The 17,367-nt window shown below is 71.4% G+C and carries 18 protein-coding genes and 1 pseudogene; 11 read left to right on the top strand and 8 right to left on the bottom strand.

Features of this window, described 5'->3' with window-relative positions; genetic code table 11:
• The 3 genes and pseudogenes from FIF60_RS21570 to speE form a co-directional block, all read left to right on the top strand.
• A pseudogene (locus tag FIF60_RS21570) lies at positions 1–2,405 on the top strand (hypothetical protein); the annotation flags it as partial.
• 139 nt (positions 2,406–2,544) lie between these two features.
• Positions 2,545–3,012: an adenosylmethionine decarboxylase gene (speD, locus tag FIF60_RS10575; RefSeq protein WP_144186041.1), complete on the top strand. Its 468-nt coding sequence runs from the start codon at positions 2,545–2,547 to the stop codon at positions 3,010–3,012.
• A 17-nt stretch (positions 3,013–3,029) separates the two neighbouring features.
• Positions 3,030–3,899, top strand: a complete 870-nt coding sequence (gene speE, locus FIF60_RS10570; RefSeq protein ID WP_144186040.1) for a polyamine aminopropyltransferase — start codon at positions 3,030–3,032, stop codon at positions 3,897–3,899.
• A gap of 132 nt (positions 3,900–4,031) precedes the next feature.
• Here the strand turns inward: speE and FIF60_RS10565 are convergent, their stop codons facing one another.
• The 5 genes from FIF60_RS10565 to FIF60_RS10545 all read right to left on the bottom strand — a co-directional run bounded on the left by FIF60_RS10565 (position 4,032) and on the right by FIF60_RS10545 (position 7,162).
• Positions 4,032–4,361, bottom strand: coding sequence for a heavy metal-binding domain-containing protein (locus FIF60_RS10565; RefSeq protein ID WP_144186039.1), 330 nt, complete (start codon positions 4,359–4,361; stop codon positions 4,032–4,034).
• Positions 4,358–5,728, bottom strand: a complete 1,371-nt coding sequence (locus tag FIF60_RS10560; RefSeq protein ID WP_144186038.1) for a hypothetical protein — start codon at positions 5,726–5,728, stop codon at positions 4,358–4,360. Before FIF60_RS10560 ends, FIF60_RS10565 begins: the two co-directional genes overlap by 4 nt.
• A 94-nt stretch (positions 5,729–5,822) precedes the next feature.
• Positions 5,823–6,554 carry a flagellar type III secretion system pore protein FliP gene (gene fliP, locus FIF60_RS10555; RefSeq protein WP_144186037.1) on the bottom strand — a complete coding sequence of 244 codons (732 nt, stop codon included), beginning with the start codon at positions 6,552–6,554 and terminating at the stop codon, positions 5,823–5,825.
• A complete protein-coding gene (locus FIF60_RS10550) occupies positions 6,551–6,841 on the bottom strand; it encodes a flagellar biosynthetic protein FliO (protein WP_144186036.1) in 291 nt (96 codons plus the stop codon). The genes fliP and FIF60_RS10550 overlap by 4 nt, the downstream gene beginning before the upstream one ends.
• 42 nt (positions 6,842–6,883) lie before the next feature.
• A complete protein-coding gene (locus FIF60_RS10545) occupies positions 6,884–7,162 on the bottom strand; it encodes a hypothetical protein (protein ID WP_144186035.1) in 279 nt (92 codons plus the stop codon).
• A gap of 172 nt (positions 7,163–7,334) precedes the next feature.
• Between FIF60_RS10545 and FIF60_RS10540 the strand changes: the two genes are divergently transcribed.
• From FIF60_RS10540 to FIF60_RS10510, 7 genes are all read left to right on the top strand, one after another.
• A complete protein-coding gene (locus FIF60_RS10540) occupies positions 7,335–7,727 on the top strand; it encodes a flagellar basal body rod protein FlgB (protein ID WP_129255841.1) in 393 nt (130 codons plus the stop codon).
• A gap of 115 nt (positions 7,728–7,842) precedes the next feature.
• Positions 7,843–8,250 (top strand): flagellar basal body rod protein FlgC, encoded by a 408-nt coding sequence (gene flgC, locus FIF60_RS10535; protein ID WP_144186034.1) that lies wholly within the window; start codon positions 7,843–7,845, stop codon positions 8,248–8,250.
• Positions 8,251–8,261: 11 nt separating this feature from the next.
• Positions 8,262–8,576, top strand: a complete 315-nt coding sequence (locus FIF60_RS10530; RefSeq protein WP_144186033.1) for a flagellar hook-basal body complex protein FliE — start codon at positions 8,262–8,264, stop codon at positions 8,574–8,576.
• A 64-nt stretch (positions 8,577–8,640) separates the two neighbouring features.
• Positions 8,641–8,919 carry a flagellar biosynthetic protein FliQ gene (locus FIF60_RS10525; RefSeq protein ID WP_144186032.1) on the top strand — a complete coding sequence of 93 codons (279 nt, stop codon included), beginning with the start codon at positions 8,641–8,643 and terminating at the stop codon, positions 8,917–8,919.
• Positions 8,920–8,926: 7 nt separating this feature from the next.
• Positions 8,927–9,700, top strand: coding sequence for a flagellar biosynthetic protein FliR (locus FIF60_RS10520; protein WP_144186031.1), 774 nt, complete (start codon positions 8,927–8,929; stop codon positions 9,698–9,700).
• A gap of 6 nt (positions 9,701–9,706) precedes the next feature.
• Complete coding sequence (gene flhB, locus FIF60_RS10515; RefSeq protein WP_144186030.1) at positions 9,707–10,786, top strand: flagellar biosynthesis protein FlhB; 1,080 nt, start codon at positions 9,707–9,709, stop codon at positions 10,784–10,786.
• Positions 10,773–12,440 (top strand): ATP-binding protein, encoded by a 1,668-nt coding sequence (locus FIF60_RS10510; protein WP_158639164.1) that lies wholly within the window; start codon positions 10,773–10,775, stop codon positions 12,438–12,440. Before flhB ends, FIF60_RS10510 begins: the two co-directional genes overlap by 14 nt.
• 10 nt (positions 12,441–12,450) lie before the next feature.
• Here the strand turns inward: FIF60_RS10510 and FIF60_RS10505 are convergent, their stop codons facing one another.
• The 3 genes from FIF60_RS10505 to FIF60_RS10495 are packed head-to-tail and all read right to left on the bottom strand — an operon-like array spanning position 12,451 to position 16,300.
• Positions 12,451–14,040, bottom strand: coding sequence for a Na+/H+ antiporter (locus FIF60_RS10505; protein WP_144186028.1), 1,590 nt, complete (start codon positions 14,038–14,040; stop codon positions 12,451–12,453).
• A 50-nt stretch (positions 14,041–14,090) separates the two neighbouring features.
• The gene (locus FIF60_RS10500) at positions 14,091–14,849 is read right to left on the bottom strand and encodes an SDR family NAD(P)-dependent oxidoreductase (protein ID WP_144186027.1); all 759 of its coding nucleotides are present in this window, start codon (positions 14,847–14,849) and stop codon (positions 14,091–14,093) included.
• Positions 14,849–16,300 carry a mannose-1-phosphate guanylyltransferase/mannose-6-phosphate isomerase gene (locus tag FIF60_RS10495; RefSeq protein ID WP_144186026.1) on the bottom strand — a complete coding sequence of 484 codons (1,452 nt, stop codon included), beginning with the start codon at positions 16,298–16,300 and terminating at the stop codon, positions 14,849–14,851. Before FIF60_RS10495 ends, FIF60_RS10500 begins: the two co-directional genes overlap by 1 nt.
• Positions 16,301–16,401: 101 nt before the next feature.
• Between FIF60_RS10495 and FIF60_RS10490 the strand changes: the two genes are divergently transcribed.
• The gene (locus FIF60_RS10490) at positions 16,402–17,355 is read left to right on the top strand and encodes a M48 family metalloprotease (protein ID WP_158639163.1); all 954 of its coding nucleotides are present in this window, start codon (positions 16,402–16,404) and stop codon (positions 17,353–17,355) included.
• Positions 17,356–17,367: the final 12 nt, after the last annotated feature.

Raw genomic sequence — 17,367 nt, 5'->3', positions numbered from 1 at the left:
CGGCCCAGCCTGCGCCGACCGCGGCCGCCGCGCCCGCGACACCTGCGCCCCCTGCCGCGCCGCTCCTCCAGCCCGTTCCGCAGCGCCAGGCGCCGATCAGCCTCGCCGCCGCGCCGCATCGCGGCACCGAGGGCCCCGCCATCCGCCTTCCCTTCGAGCGCGAGACCGGCGTTGCCGTGCTTCGCCGCGGCGCGGAGCTCTGGGTCGTGTTCGACGATGCGCGCCCGATCGATCTCGCCGCTCTCCGGAACGATCCCGTCTTCGGCAAGGCGGTGCTGACCATGGGCAATGCCGCGACGCTCCTGCGCATTCCTGTGCCCGCGCCTGCCGCCGCTCGCGTCAGCCCGGTCGAGCGTGGCCTCGTCCTCGAGCTTCTTCCCGCAGGCGCTTCCGCCAGCGAGTCGCTTCCCGCCGAGGTCGTCGATGCGCCGGACGGAAGGCGGCTCCTGCTTCGCACGCAGCTCGCCGGGCGGGCCGCCCACCTGCACGACCCCGAGACGGGCGAGACGCTCATCGTCGGCACGCTGAAGGATGGCGAGGCGCGCCAGCCCGTCGCCCGCGCCTTTGCCGAGTTCTCTCTCCTGCCGACGCTGCGGGGCGTCGCCGTCGTCGCGCAGTCCGACCACGTGACGATGCGCGCCCAGCCGGAAGGCTTCGTGCTGATGGCCGGCCCGCAGCTCGGCCGTGGCCTTGCCGTCTCGCCCGGGCAGCTCGCCGCGCCCGACGTGCTCGCCGGCCACGCCCTGACGCGGGCCTTCGACCTGCCCGCCCTGCCACACGATGCGCTTTCGGAACGGGTTCGCCTGCTTCGTGGCGAGGCGGCCGGAGCACCGCCGCTCGCCCGCTCCCGCCCGCGGCTTGCGCTCGCCGAGGCGATGCTCGCCCTTGGTTTCGGCGTCGAGGCCCGGGCCGTGCTCGATGTCGCCGCCGCCGAGGATCCCGTGATGGGCGCGAGCCCGCGCTGGGCCGCGCTTGCCGGCGTCGCGTCGCTGCTTGCGGGACGGCTCGAGGAAGCCCGCCCTGCGCTGAAGGACCGCCGCCTCGACGGCACCGACGAGATCACGCTCTGGCGTGCCTATCTCGCCGACCAGGAAGGCGAGCCGCCTGTCGCGACCGCGCCGCTCTACGCCGCCTCTGCCGGGCTCCTCCCCTCCTACCCGGATGCGCTTCGCATCAAGCTCGGCTCTGCCGCGGCGGAAGCGATGGCGGAGGGCGGCGAGGCCGCCGCAGCGGCTGCACTTCTCGCGCGCCTTGGCGACATGCCCTCGCTCGCCCTTGCCCGCGCGCTTCTCACCGAGGCGCAGGGCAAGATCGACGAGGCGCTTGCCGCGTACGAGGCGCTCGGCGACGGCCGTGATCGCCGCCAACGCTACCGGGCGCTGACGCGGGCCGTCGAGCTCGCGCTTCGCGAAGGCCGCATCGGCGCGCCCGAAGCCGCGGCGAAGATGGAGCCGCTGCTCTACGCCTGGCGCGGCGACGCATCCGAGCGCCTGCTGCGGCTGCGCGCGGCCGAGCTGCGCGGCCAGGCGGCCGATTGGGCGGGCGCGCTCGCCCTGCTGCGCGACACCGAGGGCGCGTTCCCCGAGTTCCTCGCCGAGATCCGCCCGCGCACGGCGGAAGCCTTCCTCGCCCTGTTCCGCGATGGCGGTGCCGATTCGCTTCCCGCCGCGCAGGCCGTCGCCCTGTTCGAGGAGAGCGCCGATCTCCTGCCGACGGGTACCGCCGGCGATGCCGTCGTTGCCCGCATCGCCGACCGGCTGATCGGCCTCGACCTGACCGAGCGCGCATCTGCCATGCTCACCCGTCTGATGGTGGCGCAGCCCGAGGGCGGGCTCGATCGCGCGCGTACCGGCCTGCGCCTTGCCGAGCTTCGCCTTGCCGATGGCGATGTCGAGCGCGCGCTCGGCGCGCTTGCCGCTAGCGAGGCGGAGCGGCTGCCGGCATCGCTCGCCGCCGAGCGGCTCATCCTCCGCGCCCGCGCCACCGCCTCCTCGGGGCGCATGGAGGAAGGGCTCGCGATGCTGCGCGGCCTGCCAGGCTCGGCCGAGGCGCGCGTGGAGATCGCTGCCGCGCATGGTGCGTGGGGCGACGTCGCCGCCGCTCTCGCCGAGCTCGCAGAGGCGCGGCTTCCGCCGCCCGACGCGACGCTCGATGAGCCCGCGCGCCGCCTGCTCGTGCGCCTCGCCGCTGCCGCCGCGCTTGCCGGCGATACGGCGACGCTCGCCTCGCTCGCGGAGACGCGGGGGGCGCAGATGGCGCATGGCGCCTTTGCCGAACCGTTCCGGCTGCTCACGTCCGATCCCGTTGCCGGTGCGGCGGACCTGCCGAGGCTTGCCGCGGAAGTGCAGCTTGCCCGCTCCCTTCCGCGCAGCATCGCCGCCATCGGAGGTCCCGCGCGGAACTGACGCGCGCGTGACATCTGCGTGTGACGGGGGTGATTTCCGCTTGCATCCTCCCCATCCTTGCCTCACATAGCCGCGCCCGCCGCCGTGGCGGGTTGTTGACCGCAGCCGCTGGTCATCTGCTGGTTGGAAGGGGTTCGCGATGAACGCTCTCGCCCGACTGGGGATGGTCTCGGACCTTCCGAGCGACGCCCAGACGACGTGCAACGCCGACGGCCGGAACGGCCAGGAGGCGCAGAAGGACTACTTCATCGAACGCGACGGCGTCCGCTTCGCGGGCATGCACCTGCTCGTCGATCTCTGGGAGGCAGAGCGGCTCGATGATCCCGAGCTGGTCGACGCCGCGCTGCGCGCCGGCGCCGAAGCCTCGGGTGCGACGATCCTGCACGGGCATTTCCACCATTTCTCTCCGAATGGCGGCGTCTCCGGCGTGCTCGTGCTGGCCGAAAGCCATATCTCGATCCACACCTGGCCCGAGCGCGGCTACGCGGCGATCGACATCTTCATGTGCGGCGCGTGCGATCCGAACCTGGCGCTGCCGGTTCTGCGCGAAGCCTTTGGCGCGGGCCGCATCGAGGTGTCGGAGCAGCGCCGCGGCGTGATCGGCTGATCGGCCAGGCCGTTTCGATGGCGACCGAAAGCTGGGTCGCGGAAGCGCTCTACCCCGACTGGGGCCAGCGCTTCCGCGTTCTCCGCGAACTCGCCCATGTGCGCTCTCCGTTCCAGGACATACGCATCGTGGAGACGTCGAGTCATGGGCGGGTGATGCTGCTCGACGGCGTGGTGCAGATCACCGAGGCGGACGAGTTCGCCTATCAGGAAATGATCGCGCATGTGCCTCTTCTCGCGCACGGCGCGGCGCGGCGCGTCCTGATCATCGGCGCGGGCGATGGCGGCGTGCTTCGCCGCGTGCTCGCCCATCGCGGCGTCGAGCGGGCGACGATGGTCGAGATCGACGCCGAGGTGGTTCGGCTTGCCCGCGAGCACCTCCCGGCGATCGGCGGCGCGGCGTGGGACGATCGTCGCGCGCGCGTCCTGATCGCCGACGGGATCGCGCATGTGCGTGAGGCCGAGGCTGACAGCTACGACGTCATCATCGTCGACAGCACCGATCCCGTGGGCGTGGGCGAGGTGCTGTTCACCGATGAATTCTATGCCGACTGCGCGCGCCTCGTTGGCCCGCGCGGTATCGTCGTCAGCCAGTGCGGCGTGCCCTTCATGCAGGCCGAGGAGCTGCGCACGACGACCAAACGGCGTGCGCGCCACTTCGCCGACGCCCATGCCTATCTCGCAGCGGTGCCGACCTACGTGGGCGGGTTCATGACGCTCGGCTGGTCGGCGCAGGATGCAGCGCTGCGAGCTCATGACGCGCGCACCATCGAGCATCGTGCAGGCGAGGCAGGAATCCTCGGCACGACGCGGTACTGGAGCCCCGACGTGCACGTCGCGGCCTTCGCCCTGCCGCCCTACATCGCCGAGCTTCTGCCACGGCGATAGAGCACGTTCCGATCGATTGGCATCAATCGATCGGAAGATCGTGCTCTAAAACCACCAAAGGGTAGAGCAGCTGAGCCCGACCTGATGGAACCGGGGTCGGTTCCATCAGGTCGGGCGCTGCTCTAGGCGCGCTCAGGCGGCGGGCGCCAGCTTCACGGCCGTTCCTGTGGTCGTGACCATCAGCATGCCGCCGCCCTTGCCGATCGAGGCATAGTCGATGTCGACGCCGACGACGGCGTCGGCGCCGAGCTCGCGCGCCTCGGCAAGCAGGTTCTCGAGCGCTACGCGCCGTGCGGCGGACAGCTCCTTCTCGTAGGCGGCCGAGCGCCCACCCACGATGTCGCGGATCGAGGCGAAGACATCGCGCACAACGTTGACGCCGACGACAGCGTCGCCGAACACGATGCCGAGATAGGCCGTGATCTCGCGGCCGGCGACCGAGTTTGTCGTCGTGAATATCATGCGTCCGGACCCTTCGTTCGGGCCGCCTGCGCGATCAGCGCCTCGAGCCTGGCCTGCGGCACCGCCTCCTCCAGCATCAGGGCGAGCGAGCGGCGGAGCTGGGCGAGCGTGCGGCGCGCTTCGGCCAAGGCCTCCGGGGAACGATCACCCGCCCTGATCGCCGCGAGCGCCCTCTCGGCAGCCATCGCAGCCTCGTCGACCTCCGCGATCTCGCCCGGTTTGCGGAACACGAGCTTACCGCCGACATAGGAAAGCTGGCTGAGCCCGAGAAGCCCGAGAACGGTCGCGGGGATCTCATAGGCGGCGAGCTGCTCGAAGCCCGAGCTCAGCAGCGTTCCACCGACGAACAGGCTGAACACGACGGCCTGGACGCGGAAGATGTCGATCTCCCCGCGCGCGATGAGAAGGTCGCGCCACTGCGCCACGCGGTCCAAGGGCACGAGGCCGGTTTCGGCGAGGAAGCTCCGCGTCTCCGGCGTGAGCGCGGCCGAGCCCTGGTCCTTCTTCTCCGTGTCACCTTCGGCCGAACGCGTCGAGGCGGGGCCGGTATTGCCGACCATCGCGGCGCCGGCAGTCCCTGCGGCCGCTATCCCCATGAGGAACAGGATGTCGTTCGAGATCGCGGCGACCACGCCCGTGCGCAGCGCGATATAGGTCAGCATCCCGAACACGATCAGGCTGAAGAACAGGACCTGCAGCCGCGATATGGAACCGTAGCCGAGGCAGTCCTGCGCGATCACCAGCGGGTCGAGCGAGCGGGCGAAGCTGAGCCCCGGCGACATGCGGCGCCGAATCGCGGCAGCCGCGAGAATGACGAGCGCCACGAGCGCGATGGCGCCGACAATGGCCGTGCCATGCGCAGCGATGGGCACGTCGAACACGGCCGCTGCCTGCACCGCCCCCATGTTGGGCCGGCAGACCATGACGACGACGCGATAGAGGGGCCACAGCGCAAAGGTATCGACGGGCGGGAGCCTGATCCGGATATCGGTCGTCTGCCCGCTCTGTCCTGGCCGGGGATGCAGGACCGGTGCGAAGGACGCCTCCGGCGGGACGCGATTCGACTGCGTCTGACGCGGTTCGTCCAGCCGCCCAACGAGGGCGAAATAGGCAAGCCCAGGCTCCCACGGCTGCTCGAGCGTGAAGGGCACAAGCCCCTGGTCGGGCAGGACGGAGGAGATGGTCGTGAGCGAGATCTGCGGTGCGATGGCGATGCGGTTGTCCCGGTCGGCCGGGCCGCCGAGCGTGCAGAGCCTCCGCCACTCGTCTGACGGCAGCCCGAAGCGCGGGCTCGCATCCTGCGCCGCCGCGCCGCGCCCGATTCCCAGCACGACGAGCAGAACCAGTAGGCCGACCCAACCCCGCATGCCTCGCCCCCGTGGCCCGACGCCCCGATCGCGCCATGGCCGATACGGCGAGGTTATGACACGGAAGCGGTTCGAACCGGAAGCGGCGGCGGCCCTACCCCAACGCGAAGCCCTGTGCGAGCGAGCCGGACACGAGACGCCAGCCGTCGACGAGGACGAAGAAGATCAGCTTGAACGGCAGCGACAGCGCCGTCGGCGGCAGCATCATCATGCCCATGCTCATCAGAACGGAGGCGACGACCAGGTCGATCACCAGGAACGGAATGAACAGCAGGAAGCCGATCTCGAAGGCACGGCGGAGCTCGCCGACGAGGAAGGCCGGCACGAGCACGCGCCAGGGCGTGGCGTCAGGTGTCGCAGGCGGCGGCAGGTTCGCGAGGTCGAGGAACAGCGTCAGGTCCGCCTCGCGGAGATTGGCGAGCATGAAGCCGCGGAACGGTTCGGCGGCAAGCCGCATACCCTCGATCTCGCCGACGCGCCCTTCCGTCATCGGCAGGATGCCTTGCGCCCAGGCCGCCTCGAAGGAGGGCTGCATGACGAAGAAGGTGAGGAACAGCGCGAGGCCGATCAGCACGATGTTGGGCGGCGTGCCCTGCGTGCCGAGCGCCGAGCGCAGAAGGCTGAGCACGATCACGATCCGCGCGAAGGCCGTCACCATCACCAGGAGCGACGGCGCGAGCGAGAGCAGCGCGATCAGCGCGGTGAGCTGGACAAGGCGGGTCGCCGCCGAGCCGTCGGCCGCCTCGCCGAGGTCGAGCGTGACGCTCTGCGCGAGCGCGTCGACGGGAAGCAGGAGAGCGAGGCCGATCAGGAGGGCGCGGATCATCGGCCGCCCTCCGGCTGCACGACGGGCGAACCCGGTGGCGTGACCCAGCCCACCACCTGGTCGCTCTCCCCGCCAACGAGAAGCAGCGCCTCGCCGCCGTCGCAGCGGGCTAGGACGAGCCGCCGCCTCGGGTCGAGCGCGACGGTCTCGACGACGGACAGCCGCCGCCCGGGCCGCGCCGTCGCGGCAAGGCCGCTGCGCCGCGCGACCGCGGCGAGCAGGTAGATCGCACCCACGGTCGCCGCGAGGGCGGCGAGCGCGAGGGGAATGGTGGAGATCATGTCCATCGAAGCGCGGGCCTTCTGCCGTGTGCTCTATAGTGGGGAGGGTCAGGCGCTGCGCGGATGGCGCTCCATTGCGCGCTCGAGCTGCTCGATCTCGGCAAGGAGATCGGCAAGCGGTGTCGCCATGTCGCGGCCTTCTGCGCGCGGCAGGGCGATCGCCTCGGCGCAGAGATCGCCGACTTCCCGGTCGAGCCCGGCAAGGTCGATCGCCGCGCCCGACTGGACGAGCACGCGCGCGACCACGAGCGTCTCGGTCAGCTGCTCCAGCGCTGCGGCGATCGCGGCGACACTGCGGTCCGGGTCACTGTTCTGTGGCTCAGCCATCGGTCCTGCCGGGTCCAGCGCGGCCGGGCATGGCCGCTCGCGCGACAGAACACCATGGCGGGGTTAGCGGGACATTAAGGACGGTCGCATGCCGGCGTTAACCGCGTCTTCACGCGCGGACCGGAGAGTGCAGCCCAGGGCCCGCGCGGGCCTTGGGCATGGAACACGGCAGATGGACCTCGGTCGTCTCGGCTTCTTCAAGGTTGCGGAACAGCGCCTCGGCTGGCTCGACCGGCGCCAGGACGTGCTCGCCCAGAACATCGCCAACGCCAACACGCCTGGCTACGCCGCGCGCGACCTAGCACCCTTCGCCAAGGTTCTGGCGCGCAACACCGGCCCCGGCCTCGTGCGCACCTCCGCACAGCATATCGTTCCGGCCTCCGCCGGCGCGCACGCTGCCCGTCCGGAGCGTCTCGCGCAGGAGCGCACGCATGACGGCAACGCCGTGCAGATCGAGGACCAGGTCGCCCGCGTTGCCGAGACGGAGAGCCAGCACGAGCTGACCGTCGGGCTGTACCGCAAGTATATGGGCCTGTTCCGCATCGCGCTGGGCCGCGGCGGATGACGACCCCGCCAGGCCGCTGCCCCGGTTTTTCCTGCCGTCGCAACGCGGCGGAAAGGTTTGCCGGGCATGATCTGCCGCGGTGCCGGCGTGGCCGGCCCCCCGCACGGAGGGCGTGATGGACCTTTTCAGGACGTTCAGGATCTCGGCAAGCGGCATGGATGCGCAGGCGCTGCGGCTGCGCGTCGTCGCCGAGAACCTCGCCAACCGCGACACGACCGCGACGACGCCCGAGGGCGATCCGTACCGGCGCAAGACGGTGAGCTTCGAGAACCGGCTCGACCGGGCGCTCGGCGCCGAGACGGTGCGCGTCAAGCAGGTCGGCCGCGACCAGAGCGAGTTCGGCACGCGGTTCGAGCCGGGGCACCCGGCGGCCGACGAGAACGGCTACGTGAAGGTGCCGAACGTGAACAGCTTCATCGAGATGATGGACATGCGCGAGGCCCAGCGCGGCTTCAGCGCCAATCTCTCGGTCCTTGAGGTCACGCGCGGGATGCTGACGCGCGCGATCGAGCTTCTGCGCTGAGGAGTTCGCCGATGGCAACGATCCCCGCCGCGACCGCCGCGTCACGCTACGCCGCAACCGCCTTCGGCGCGGCCGAGGGGATCGGCGCCGGCGCGGAGGCGGGGCCGGCCGGCGGCTTCGGTGCGCTGCTCGAGCGTGCCGTCTCCGGAACGGTCGACGCCGCCAAGCAGTCCGACCGCGCAGCGATGGATGCCATCGCCGGCGGCGGCGACGTCACCGCTGTGGTGACCGCGGTCGCGCGCGCCGAGCTTGCGCTGCAGACCACGGTGGCGATCCGCGATCGTGTGATCCAGGCCTACCAGGACGTGATGCGCATGCCGATCTGACGGCCCGCCTGCCGTCAGATCGGTTCACCGCGCCCATACCGGGCGAGCCCAGAAGGGGCGAGGAATGACCGATCAGGATGTCGTTGCCCTCGTGCGCGAGGGTCTCTGGGTTGCGATCATCGCCGGCGGGCCGCTGATGGTGGCCGCCCTTGCCGTCGGCCTGATCGTCTCGCTCTTCCAGGCGCTGACGCAGATCAACGAGGCCTCGCTCGTCTTCGTGCCGAAGGTCATCGCCGTCGGCGCGGTCGCGGCACTCTCCGCGCCGTTCATCGGTGGAACGATCGGTGCCTTCGCGGAACGGCTTTTCGACAGGATCGTCGCGGTCGGCGGCGGCGGGTTCTGAGCGGCCGATGGAGATCGCAGCACTTCCCGAGCTGCTTCCGGCCTGGACCTTCGGCTTCCTGCTGGTCGTCTGCCGCGTCGGCTCCGCGGTGCTCGCATTGCCTGCCTTCGGCGAGGCGGAAGTACCGATGACCGTGAAGGCGGCGATCGCGCTCGCCTTCGCCGCCATCCTCTGGCCTGCCGTGCAGCCCGCGCTGCCGCCCCCGCCGGCCGATGCAGCGCGCGCAGCCCTTCTCGTCGTCACCGAGTGTCTCATCGGGCTCTGGATCGGTGCGCTCGCGCGCATGGTCGTGCTCGTTCTTCCGCTCGCGGCGCAGTTCGTCGGCTTCCTGCTCGGCCTCTCCGCGGCGATGCTGTTCGACCCGGCCTTCGGCGCCTCGGGCACGGCGCTCTCGCGGCTTCTCGGCCTCGGCGCGATCGTGCTCCTCTTCGCGACGGGGCTGCATGCCGTTCCGCTTGCCGCACTCGCCGGCTCCTACGCCGTGCTGCCTGCCGGCGCGCCCTTCCCAGCTGGTGCTGCGGCGGAGGCGGCGGTGGCAATGGCGGCGACGACGTTCGGCCTCGCCTTCCAGCTCGCCGGCCCCTTCGTCCTCGCGGGAATCGTGTTCCAGCTCGCGCTTGGCGTCATGTCGCGCGTCGTGCCGCAGATGCAGGTCTACTTCGTCGCGATGCCGGCACAGATCGTCGGCGGCCTTGCCCTGATGGCGGTCCTGGCAGGCTCGCTTCTCGCGGCCTGGACGGAGGCTGCCCGCGGCCTGCTCGGCGGCCTGCCGGGGCTCTGAGCGCGCATGGCGGAGGAGACCCCGGGCGACAAGACGGAAGCCCCGACACCGCGCCGCCTCGAGAAGGCGCGGGAGGAGGGGCAAGTCGCCGTCTCGAAGGAAGTCTCGGGCGCCATCGGCATGGCGAGCGCCATCGCCGGCATCACCCTCCTCCTCCCCTACGCCTCTGCCCATCTCGTCCGCAACGCCTCGGTGCTGCTCGAACAGTCCGCCCAGCTTGCCGGGCCGTTCCCCGATGCCGCCTGGCGCACGCTCCTCTGGGGCGCGCTTGTGGTTCTCGCCGTCATCGCGCTGCCGATGCTGCTCGCCCCGGCGGCGACGCTGATGCAGACGCGCGGCATGGTCTCGGCCAAGCTGGTCACGCCGCAGCTCTCGCGGCTGAGCCCGCTTGCCGGCATCAAGCGCCTCTTCTCGGCCACCAACCTCGTCGAGTTCCTGAAGAACCTCGCCAAGCTCGGGGTGCTCTGCGCCGTCGCCGCGCTCGTGCTCGGTGGCATGACCTGGCAGCTCATGCCCGCTGCGAGTTGGCATACCGGGCAGCTTCTCGCGGCGCTGCGCGAGGATTCGCTCCTGCTTCTCGGCACGCTCGCTGCCGTCTTCGCCGCCATCGCGGTGCTCGACTTCGCGTGGGTCCGGTTCGACCACCAGCGCAAGCTCCGGATGTCGCGCGAGGACCTCAAGGAGGAGATGAAGCAGACGGACGGCGACCCCGAGATCCGCGCACGGCTGAAGCGCATCAGGGTCGAGCGGTCGCGGAACCGGATGATGTCGGCGATCGCGAAGGCAGACGTGATCATCACGAACCCGACCCATTACGCCGTGGCGCTTCAGTACGAGCGCGGTGGCACCGGGGCGCCGAAGGTGGTGGCCAAGGGTGTCGACCACATGGCCGCGCGCATAAGGGCGGCGGCGGAGAAGCACGGCATTCCGCTCGTCGCGAACCCGCCGCTCGCGCGTGCGCTCTATACCGTCGAGCTTGATCGCGAGATCCCGCCGGAGCATTACGAGGCCGTGGCAGAGATCATCGCCTATGTCTGGCGCCTGCGCGGGCAGGCCGGCTTCGGAGCGGCCCATGCCGGGGGATGACGCAGCGCCTCGCGCCGCGCCACGGGCCGGGAAGCTCGCCGCGCTTGCCGGCGGGGATGGCGGCGCCTGGCGCTCGCTGTTCGAGGATGCAGCGATCGGCATCGCCCTGATCGATGGCGGCGGCAGGATCGTCTCTGCCAATGCCGCGCTCGCGGGCCTCGCCGGGCTCGAGCGTACGGCGCTCGCACCCGGCCTGCCGCTCGCCGATCTCGTCCACCCCGAGGACCGTGCGCTCCTCGATGCCGAGCTCTCCCGCCTTTCGGCGATGCGCGTCGCGCGCACCGGGCTCGAGCTTCGTCTCGGGCGGGATGCGCAGCCTGCCACGGACCAGCAGGCCGGCGCGACGGTCGCCCTCGTCTCGGTCTCGCCGCTGCTCGAGGACGATGGGGCGGTCGGCGGAGCGGTCGTCAGGCTGATCGACATCACGCGCCACCGCGCGCTCGAGACCCAGCTTGCGCAGACGCAGAAGATGCAGGCCGTTGGCCAGCTCGCGGGCGGCATCGCGCACGACTTCAACAACCTGCTCACCGCCATCATCGCAGCGACCGACATGTCGCTCGCCCGCATCGAGCACGATGAGGCGACGCAGGGCGACCTCGTGCACATCCGCCGCAGCGCCGAGCGCGGCGCGGCGCTCGTGCGCCAGCTTCTCGCCTTCGGCCGCAAGCAGACGCTGCAGCCGCGCGTCATCTCGCTGAACGCCGCGATCGAGGATGTGGCGAGCCTGCTCCGCCGCCTGCTCGGCCAGCGCATCGCGATCGCGCTCGACCTCGACCGCCCAGGCAACCTCGTGCGCGTCGACCCCGTGCAGTTCGACCAGGTGATCGTCAACCTCGCGCTGAACGCGCGCGACGCGATGCCGCGCGGCGGCAGGCTGTCGATCCGCACCGGCGCGATCACGCTCTACCGCCCGCTGGTACGCGGGCAGGAGGTGATCCCTCCCGGCCGCTACGCGATGGTCGAGGTGGCCGACACGGGGACGGGCATCGCGCCGCATCACGTCGGCCGGCTGTTCGAGCCGTTCTTCACCACCAAGCGCGAGACGGGCGGAACCGGTCTCGGGCTCGCGATGGTCTATGGCATCGTGCGGCAGACGGACGGGTTCATCGCCGTCGAGAGCACGCAGGGCGAAGGCACGACGTTCCGCATCTACCTGCCCCGGCACGAGGGCGCGACGATGCCCGACCCGCCGGAGGACGCGGCAGCGATGCGCCCCGTGCCGCCACCCCCGCCGCCAGTCGCCCCCGCTGCGCCGTCACCGCCTGCCGAGGTGATCGTGCCCGACAGGCCTGTGCGCGGGTCCGTGCTGCTCGTCGAGGACGAGGAGGTGGTGCGGCGGCTTACCTCGCGCGGACTCGAGCTCTCCGGCTGGCGGGTTCTATCCGCCGATTCGGGTGACGCCGCGCTCGCCCTTCTTGCGCAGGAGACGGAGCTGCCGACCGTCCTGGTCAGCGACGTGTCGATGCCGGGAATGGACGGGCCGACACTCGTGCGCACCGTGCGCGCGACCGCGCCTGACCTGCCCGTGATCCTCGTCTCCGGCTATGCCGAGAGCGAGGCGCTGGCCGATCTGCCCGGCGCGCCGGTTCAGTTCCTGCCCAAGCCCTTCGCGATCAAGGACCTGCTTGCCCGCATCGACGCGCTCGCAGGGTGAACAGAACGCCTCAGCGCTCCCCGGTGCTGCCGAGCACGCGGCGCATCCGAAGCTCGTCGAGATCGAGCTCGAGCTGCAGGCTCTGCAGCGTCGCATCGCTGATGCGGCCCTCGCGGTGGAGCTCGAGCAGGGCGCGGTGCTGCGCGCGCTTCGTTTCGAGGTAGAACGAGAGGCGCGCGGCGGCCGCCACCGCCGCCGCCGCCCCGCCATCGCCGCGCACCGCAGCCGCGCGCGCCTCGAACTCGGGAAGCAGGTCGAGCGCCATGGCACCGTCGAGCGGGTCGTCCGTCCTCTGCCTGAGATGCTCGACGGCGACCTCGGCGATGTGCTCTCGCGTCGCGGCGTTCGGGTCCCCCGACGGGCTCGGAAGCTCGGCGCCGAGGGCGCGGATCAGCGGCCCGAGCGTCGTCGCCTGGCCGACAAGCGTGACGACGATGACGACGAAGGTGATGACCTGCACGGCGTCGCGCCCCGGGAACGGCGCGCCGTTGGGCAGCGTGGCCGGGATGGCGAGTGCTGCGGCGAGGCTGACGACGCCCCGCATTCCCGCCCAGGAGACCACGATGAGCGCCCAGAGCGGTGGTGGCGGATTCGGTCGGGGCCGGCCGAGCAGCGTGTAGCGCTGTGTGAACGAGGCGGGGAACACCCAGAGGAAACGAACCGCGATCGCGATGAGCGAGACCGCGATGCCCACGCTGACGAGCTCCCAGAACGTCGTCGCACCGACGCGGAGCACCACCTCGTCGAGGCTCATGCCGACGAAGAGGAAGAGCACCGTGTTCATCAGGAACACGATGACCTCCCAGGCTGTCCTGCCGGCGATGCGGGCCTCGGGCGTCAGGTCCATCGGCCCCCGCCAGCCGATGATCAGGCCGCACGCCACCGTGCCGAGCACGCCCGAGCCGCCGGCCTCCTCGGCGAGCTGGTAGGAGCCATAGGCTGCGAGGATGCCGACGGCGATGACCAGCATGGTGTCGGGCAGGCGGTGGGCGAGCCACATCGTCGCGAGCCCCACCGCGCAGCCGACGCCGACGCCGAGGACCGAGACGGTCGCGAACTCGACCAGCGCATCGGCGAACGAGAAGCTGCCCGTCAGCGCCGCGGCGATGGCGAACTTGTAGAGGATGAGGCCCGATGCGTCGTTCACCAGGCTCTCGCCCTCGAGAACGACGACGAGGCGCGGAGGCAGGCGCATCCTTTCGAGAACGGAACTGGCGGCGACGGCATCGGGCGGCGAGATGATCGCGCCGGTGGCGAAGCACACGGCCCAGGGCAGGGACGGGACAAGCAGTTTCACCGCGACCCCAACCAGAAGCGTCGTGAACAGCACGAGGCCGACGGCGAGGAGGAGGATGGGCCTGAGATTGTCGCGGAAGGCACGCCAGGGCATCGCCACGGCCGCGCCATGCAGAAGCGGCGGCAGGAAGAACGCCAGGACGAGGCCGGGCTCGATCGTGAGCTGGGGCAGGAAGGGCAGGAAGGCGAGAGCCATGCCGCCGAGCACGAGGGTGACGGCGTAGGGCAGGGCGAGCCACCGCGCGAGAAGCGCGAGCGGCACCGAGACAGCGAGCAGAAGCAGGACGATCCGGAGCGTTTCCACCCGCCCAGCCTAGCGGGTGGGAGATCGTTTCGGCTACGGCGTCCCGGGGCTCAGTGGCTGAACCGGCGCGTTCCGCCGTCGACGTGGATCACCTGGCCGGTGATGTAGCGTGCGACAGGCGAGCAGAGGAACGTCGCCAGCACGGCGAGATCGCGCGGCTCGCCGATGTAGCCCACGGGAACATTGGCCTCGACCCAGGCACGGCGGCTCTCCTCCGTCGGCATCACGCGCTGGTCGATCTGCTCGGAATGGATGCGGCCGGGCGCGATCGAGTTCACCGTGATGCCGTCCGGCCCGAGGGCGCGGGAGAGCGCCTTGGCCCAGATATGCACCGCCCCGTTCGGGGCATTGGCGGCGTTGATGTTGTGCGGCTCGTCCTGGCCGGTGATGTTGACGATGCGCCCGAAACGATTGGCCTGCATCGCCGGGATGAGCGCGTGCGCGATGCGCCGCCCGGCGGTGAAGTTCAGCATCATCGCCTCCTCCCACGCCTCGTCCGCGCCGAGCCCCTGCTGGGGCCGCGAGCCGCCGGCGTTGTTGACGAGGCAGTCGCACCGCCCGAACCCGCCGAGCACGGCCTCGCGCACGCGCTCGGCCGTCGCAGCCTCGGTGATGTCGGCGAGGATGACGAGGGGCCGCTCAGCGCCGCTCGCGGCGATCTCGTCCGCGAGGCTTTCGAGCAGGGCGGCGCGACGGGCGAGGATGGCGAGCCGCGCGCCCTCGGCGGCAAGCTCGGCCGCGATCGCGCGCCCGAGCCCTGCCGATGCTCCGGTGACGAGGGCGACCCTGTCCTTCAGCTCGAGGTCCATCAGCCGCGCCCGTACACGTCCTCGAGGCGGACGATATCGTCCTCCCCGAGATAGGGGCCGGACTGGACCTCGATCAGCGCCAAGGGGATCTTCCCCGGATTGACCAGGCGGTGCACGCAGCCGAGCGGCAGGTAGACGCTCTCGTTCTCGCGCACGAGCAGGACCTCGTCGTCGCGCGTCACCTCCGCTGTGCCGTTCACCACCACCCAGTGCTCGGCGCGGTGCATGTGCTTCTGCAGAGAGAGGCGTCCGCCGGGCACGACGACGATGCGCTTGACCTGGAACCGGTCGCCCATGATCAGCCCCTCGTAGAAGCCCCAGGGGCGGTACATCCGGCGATGCTCGGTGGCTTCCTTGCGCTTCGCCGCCTTCAGCCGGTCGACGATGCGCTTGACGTCCTGCGCGCGCGAGCGCGGCATGGCCAGCACCGCATCCTCTGTCGCGACCACGACGGCATCGTCGAGCCCGAGCACGGCGACGAGCGGGCCGTCGCTGCGCACGTAGCTGTTGCGGCTGTCCTCGATTAGCACGTTGCCGATCGCGGCGTTGCCGGACCCGTCCTTCGCCGCAAGGTCCCACAGCGCCGCCCAGGACCCGACATCGGACCAGCCGAGCGAGGCGGGCACCACGGCGGCCTTGGTCGTCTTCTCCGCCACCGCATAGTCGAGGCTGATCGAGGGGGCGCGGACGAAGGCGGCCTTGTCGAGGCGGATGAAGTCGAGATCGGTCGTGCGCGCGGCGACGGCGGCACGCACGGCGACGAGCACCTCGGGTGCGTGCCGCTCGAGCTCGGCGATCAGGGTGGCGGCCGTGAACATGAACATGCCGCTGTTCCAGAGATGCCGCCCGCCCTTGAGGAAGGCCTCAGCCGTCGGCGCATCCGGCTTCTCGGTGAAGCGCGTCACCGCCTGCACGCCGTCAAGCCCCGCAAGCGGCGCGCCTGCCTCGATGTAGCCATAGCCGGTCTCGGGCGCGGTCGGCGTCATGCCGAAGGTCACGATACGGCCGGCGCGCGCGGCCGCCGTCGCGGCCGCAACGGCCTTGTGCAGGGCGGGGATGTCGGCGATCGCGGCATCGGCCGCCATCAACCAGAGGGGGGTATCGGGCGCCGTCTCCGCCACCAGAACGGCGGCGGCGGCGATCGCGGGCGCGCTGTTGCGCCCCTCGGGCTCGAGAACGATGCGCGCCCCCGTCACGCCCGCCTCCCGAAGCTGCTCCCCCACCATGAAGCGGTGCGCCTCGTTGCAGACCACGATGGGTGGGGCGAACCCTGCCTCCCGCCCCGCCCGCAGCGCGGTCTCGACGATCATCGTCTTGTCGGAGACGAGCGGCAGGAGCTGCTTCGGCAGGCTCTCGCGGCTCGCCGGCCAGAGCCGCGTTCCGGTGCCGCCCGAGAGGATGACCGGGACGACGGCAGGAGCCGCATCGGTGGCGGGGTGCGGGTCGGGCATGAGGATGGACACCGTTGCAGTGGGAGTGTGCGACGCAGCTATAGCGCCAGGCGGGTGAAGGCGATACCACCGGCGGGCCGATCATGGCCTTCGGGGGGCGGATGCAGCGTCTGATCACCGAGACCAAGGCCGTCGCCCGCGCCCGGCTCGCCAACCGGCTCGAGACGGCAGCGACGATCGCTGCGCTCGCGGGCCTCGCCGCGGCGGTCGGGTATCTCGCCGCGGGCGCGCAGGGGCTTGTGTTCGGCCTCGGCTTCGCGGCCGCGACCATGGCCTTCTCGGCCGTGCCGGGCGGCACGCTGTTCCGCCAGGGCCTCGGCGCAGCACAGCTCTCGCCCTTCCAGGCGCCGGGGCTGCACGCGATGCTCGCCGAGCTCGCCGCGCGCGCTGGCCTGCCTGCCATGCCCCGGCTCTGGCTGCTTCCGCAGAAGCCGCTCCAGGCGGTTGCCGCAGGAACAGAGCGCGACCCCGGCATCGGCGTCACCCGTGCCCTGGTCGAGGCACTGCCGCCTGAGGAGCTTGCCGCCGTCCTTGCCCATGAGGTGAGCCACGTCCGGCATGGCGACCTGTTCGTCCTGCGGCTTGCCTCGATCGCCGCGACCGCGACGCGGATCATGGCCCAGGCCGGACTGCTCGTTGCGATCTTTGCGGGCTTCGGCGCGATCGGGGCGCATCCGCTGCTGCCGCTCGTGCTGATCTTCTCCCCCGTGCTGGCCGACCTGCTGACCCTCAGGCTCACCCGGACGCGGGAGTTCCTCGCCGATGCGGGCGCTGCCGAGCTCACCGGCGACCCGGCCGCGCTGGCCTCGGCGCTGGCGCGGCTCGAGCGCATCCAGGGCGACGATTTCGAGAGGCTCGCGGCGCGCGGGCCGTCCTGGCTGCGCTGGTTCCGTACGCATCCGACCGTGGCGCAGAGGATCGCCGCGCTGCGGGAGCTTGCCGCGCCGGCGCCAATGCCGCCGGCGCCCTGGGAGCCTGCCTGGCAGGCCGCGCCGCTGCCGCCGCCGCCGCGCTTCGGCGGCGGCAGGCTGCGCCGCAATCCCTGGGCGCGCTGAGGCGCCCAGGGA

The organism is Elioraea rosea (genome assembly GCF_007644105.1).
Lineage (GTDB): Bacteria > Pseudomonadota > Alphaproteobacteria > Acetobacterales > Acetobacteraceae > Elioraea_A > Elioraea_A rosea.
The sequence above is the reverse complement of the archived record's forward strand: the minus strand, read 5'-3'. Positions and strand labels throughout refer to the sequence as shown.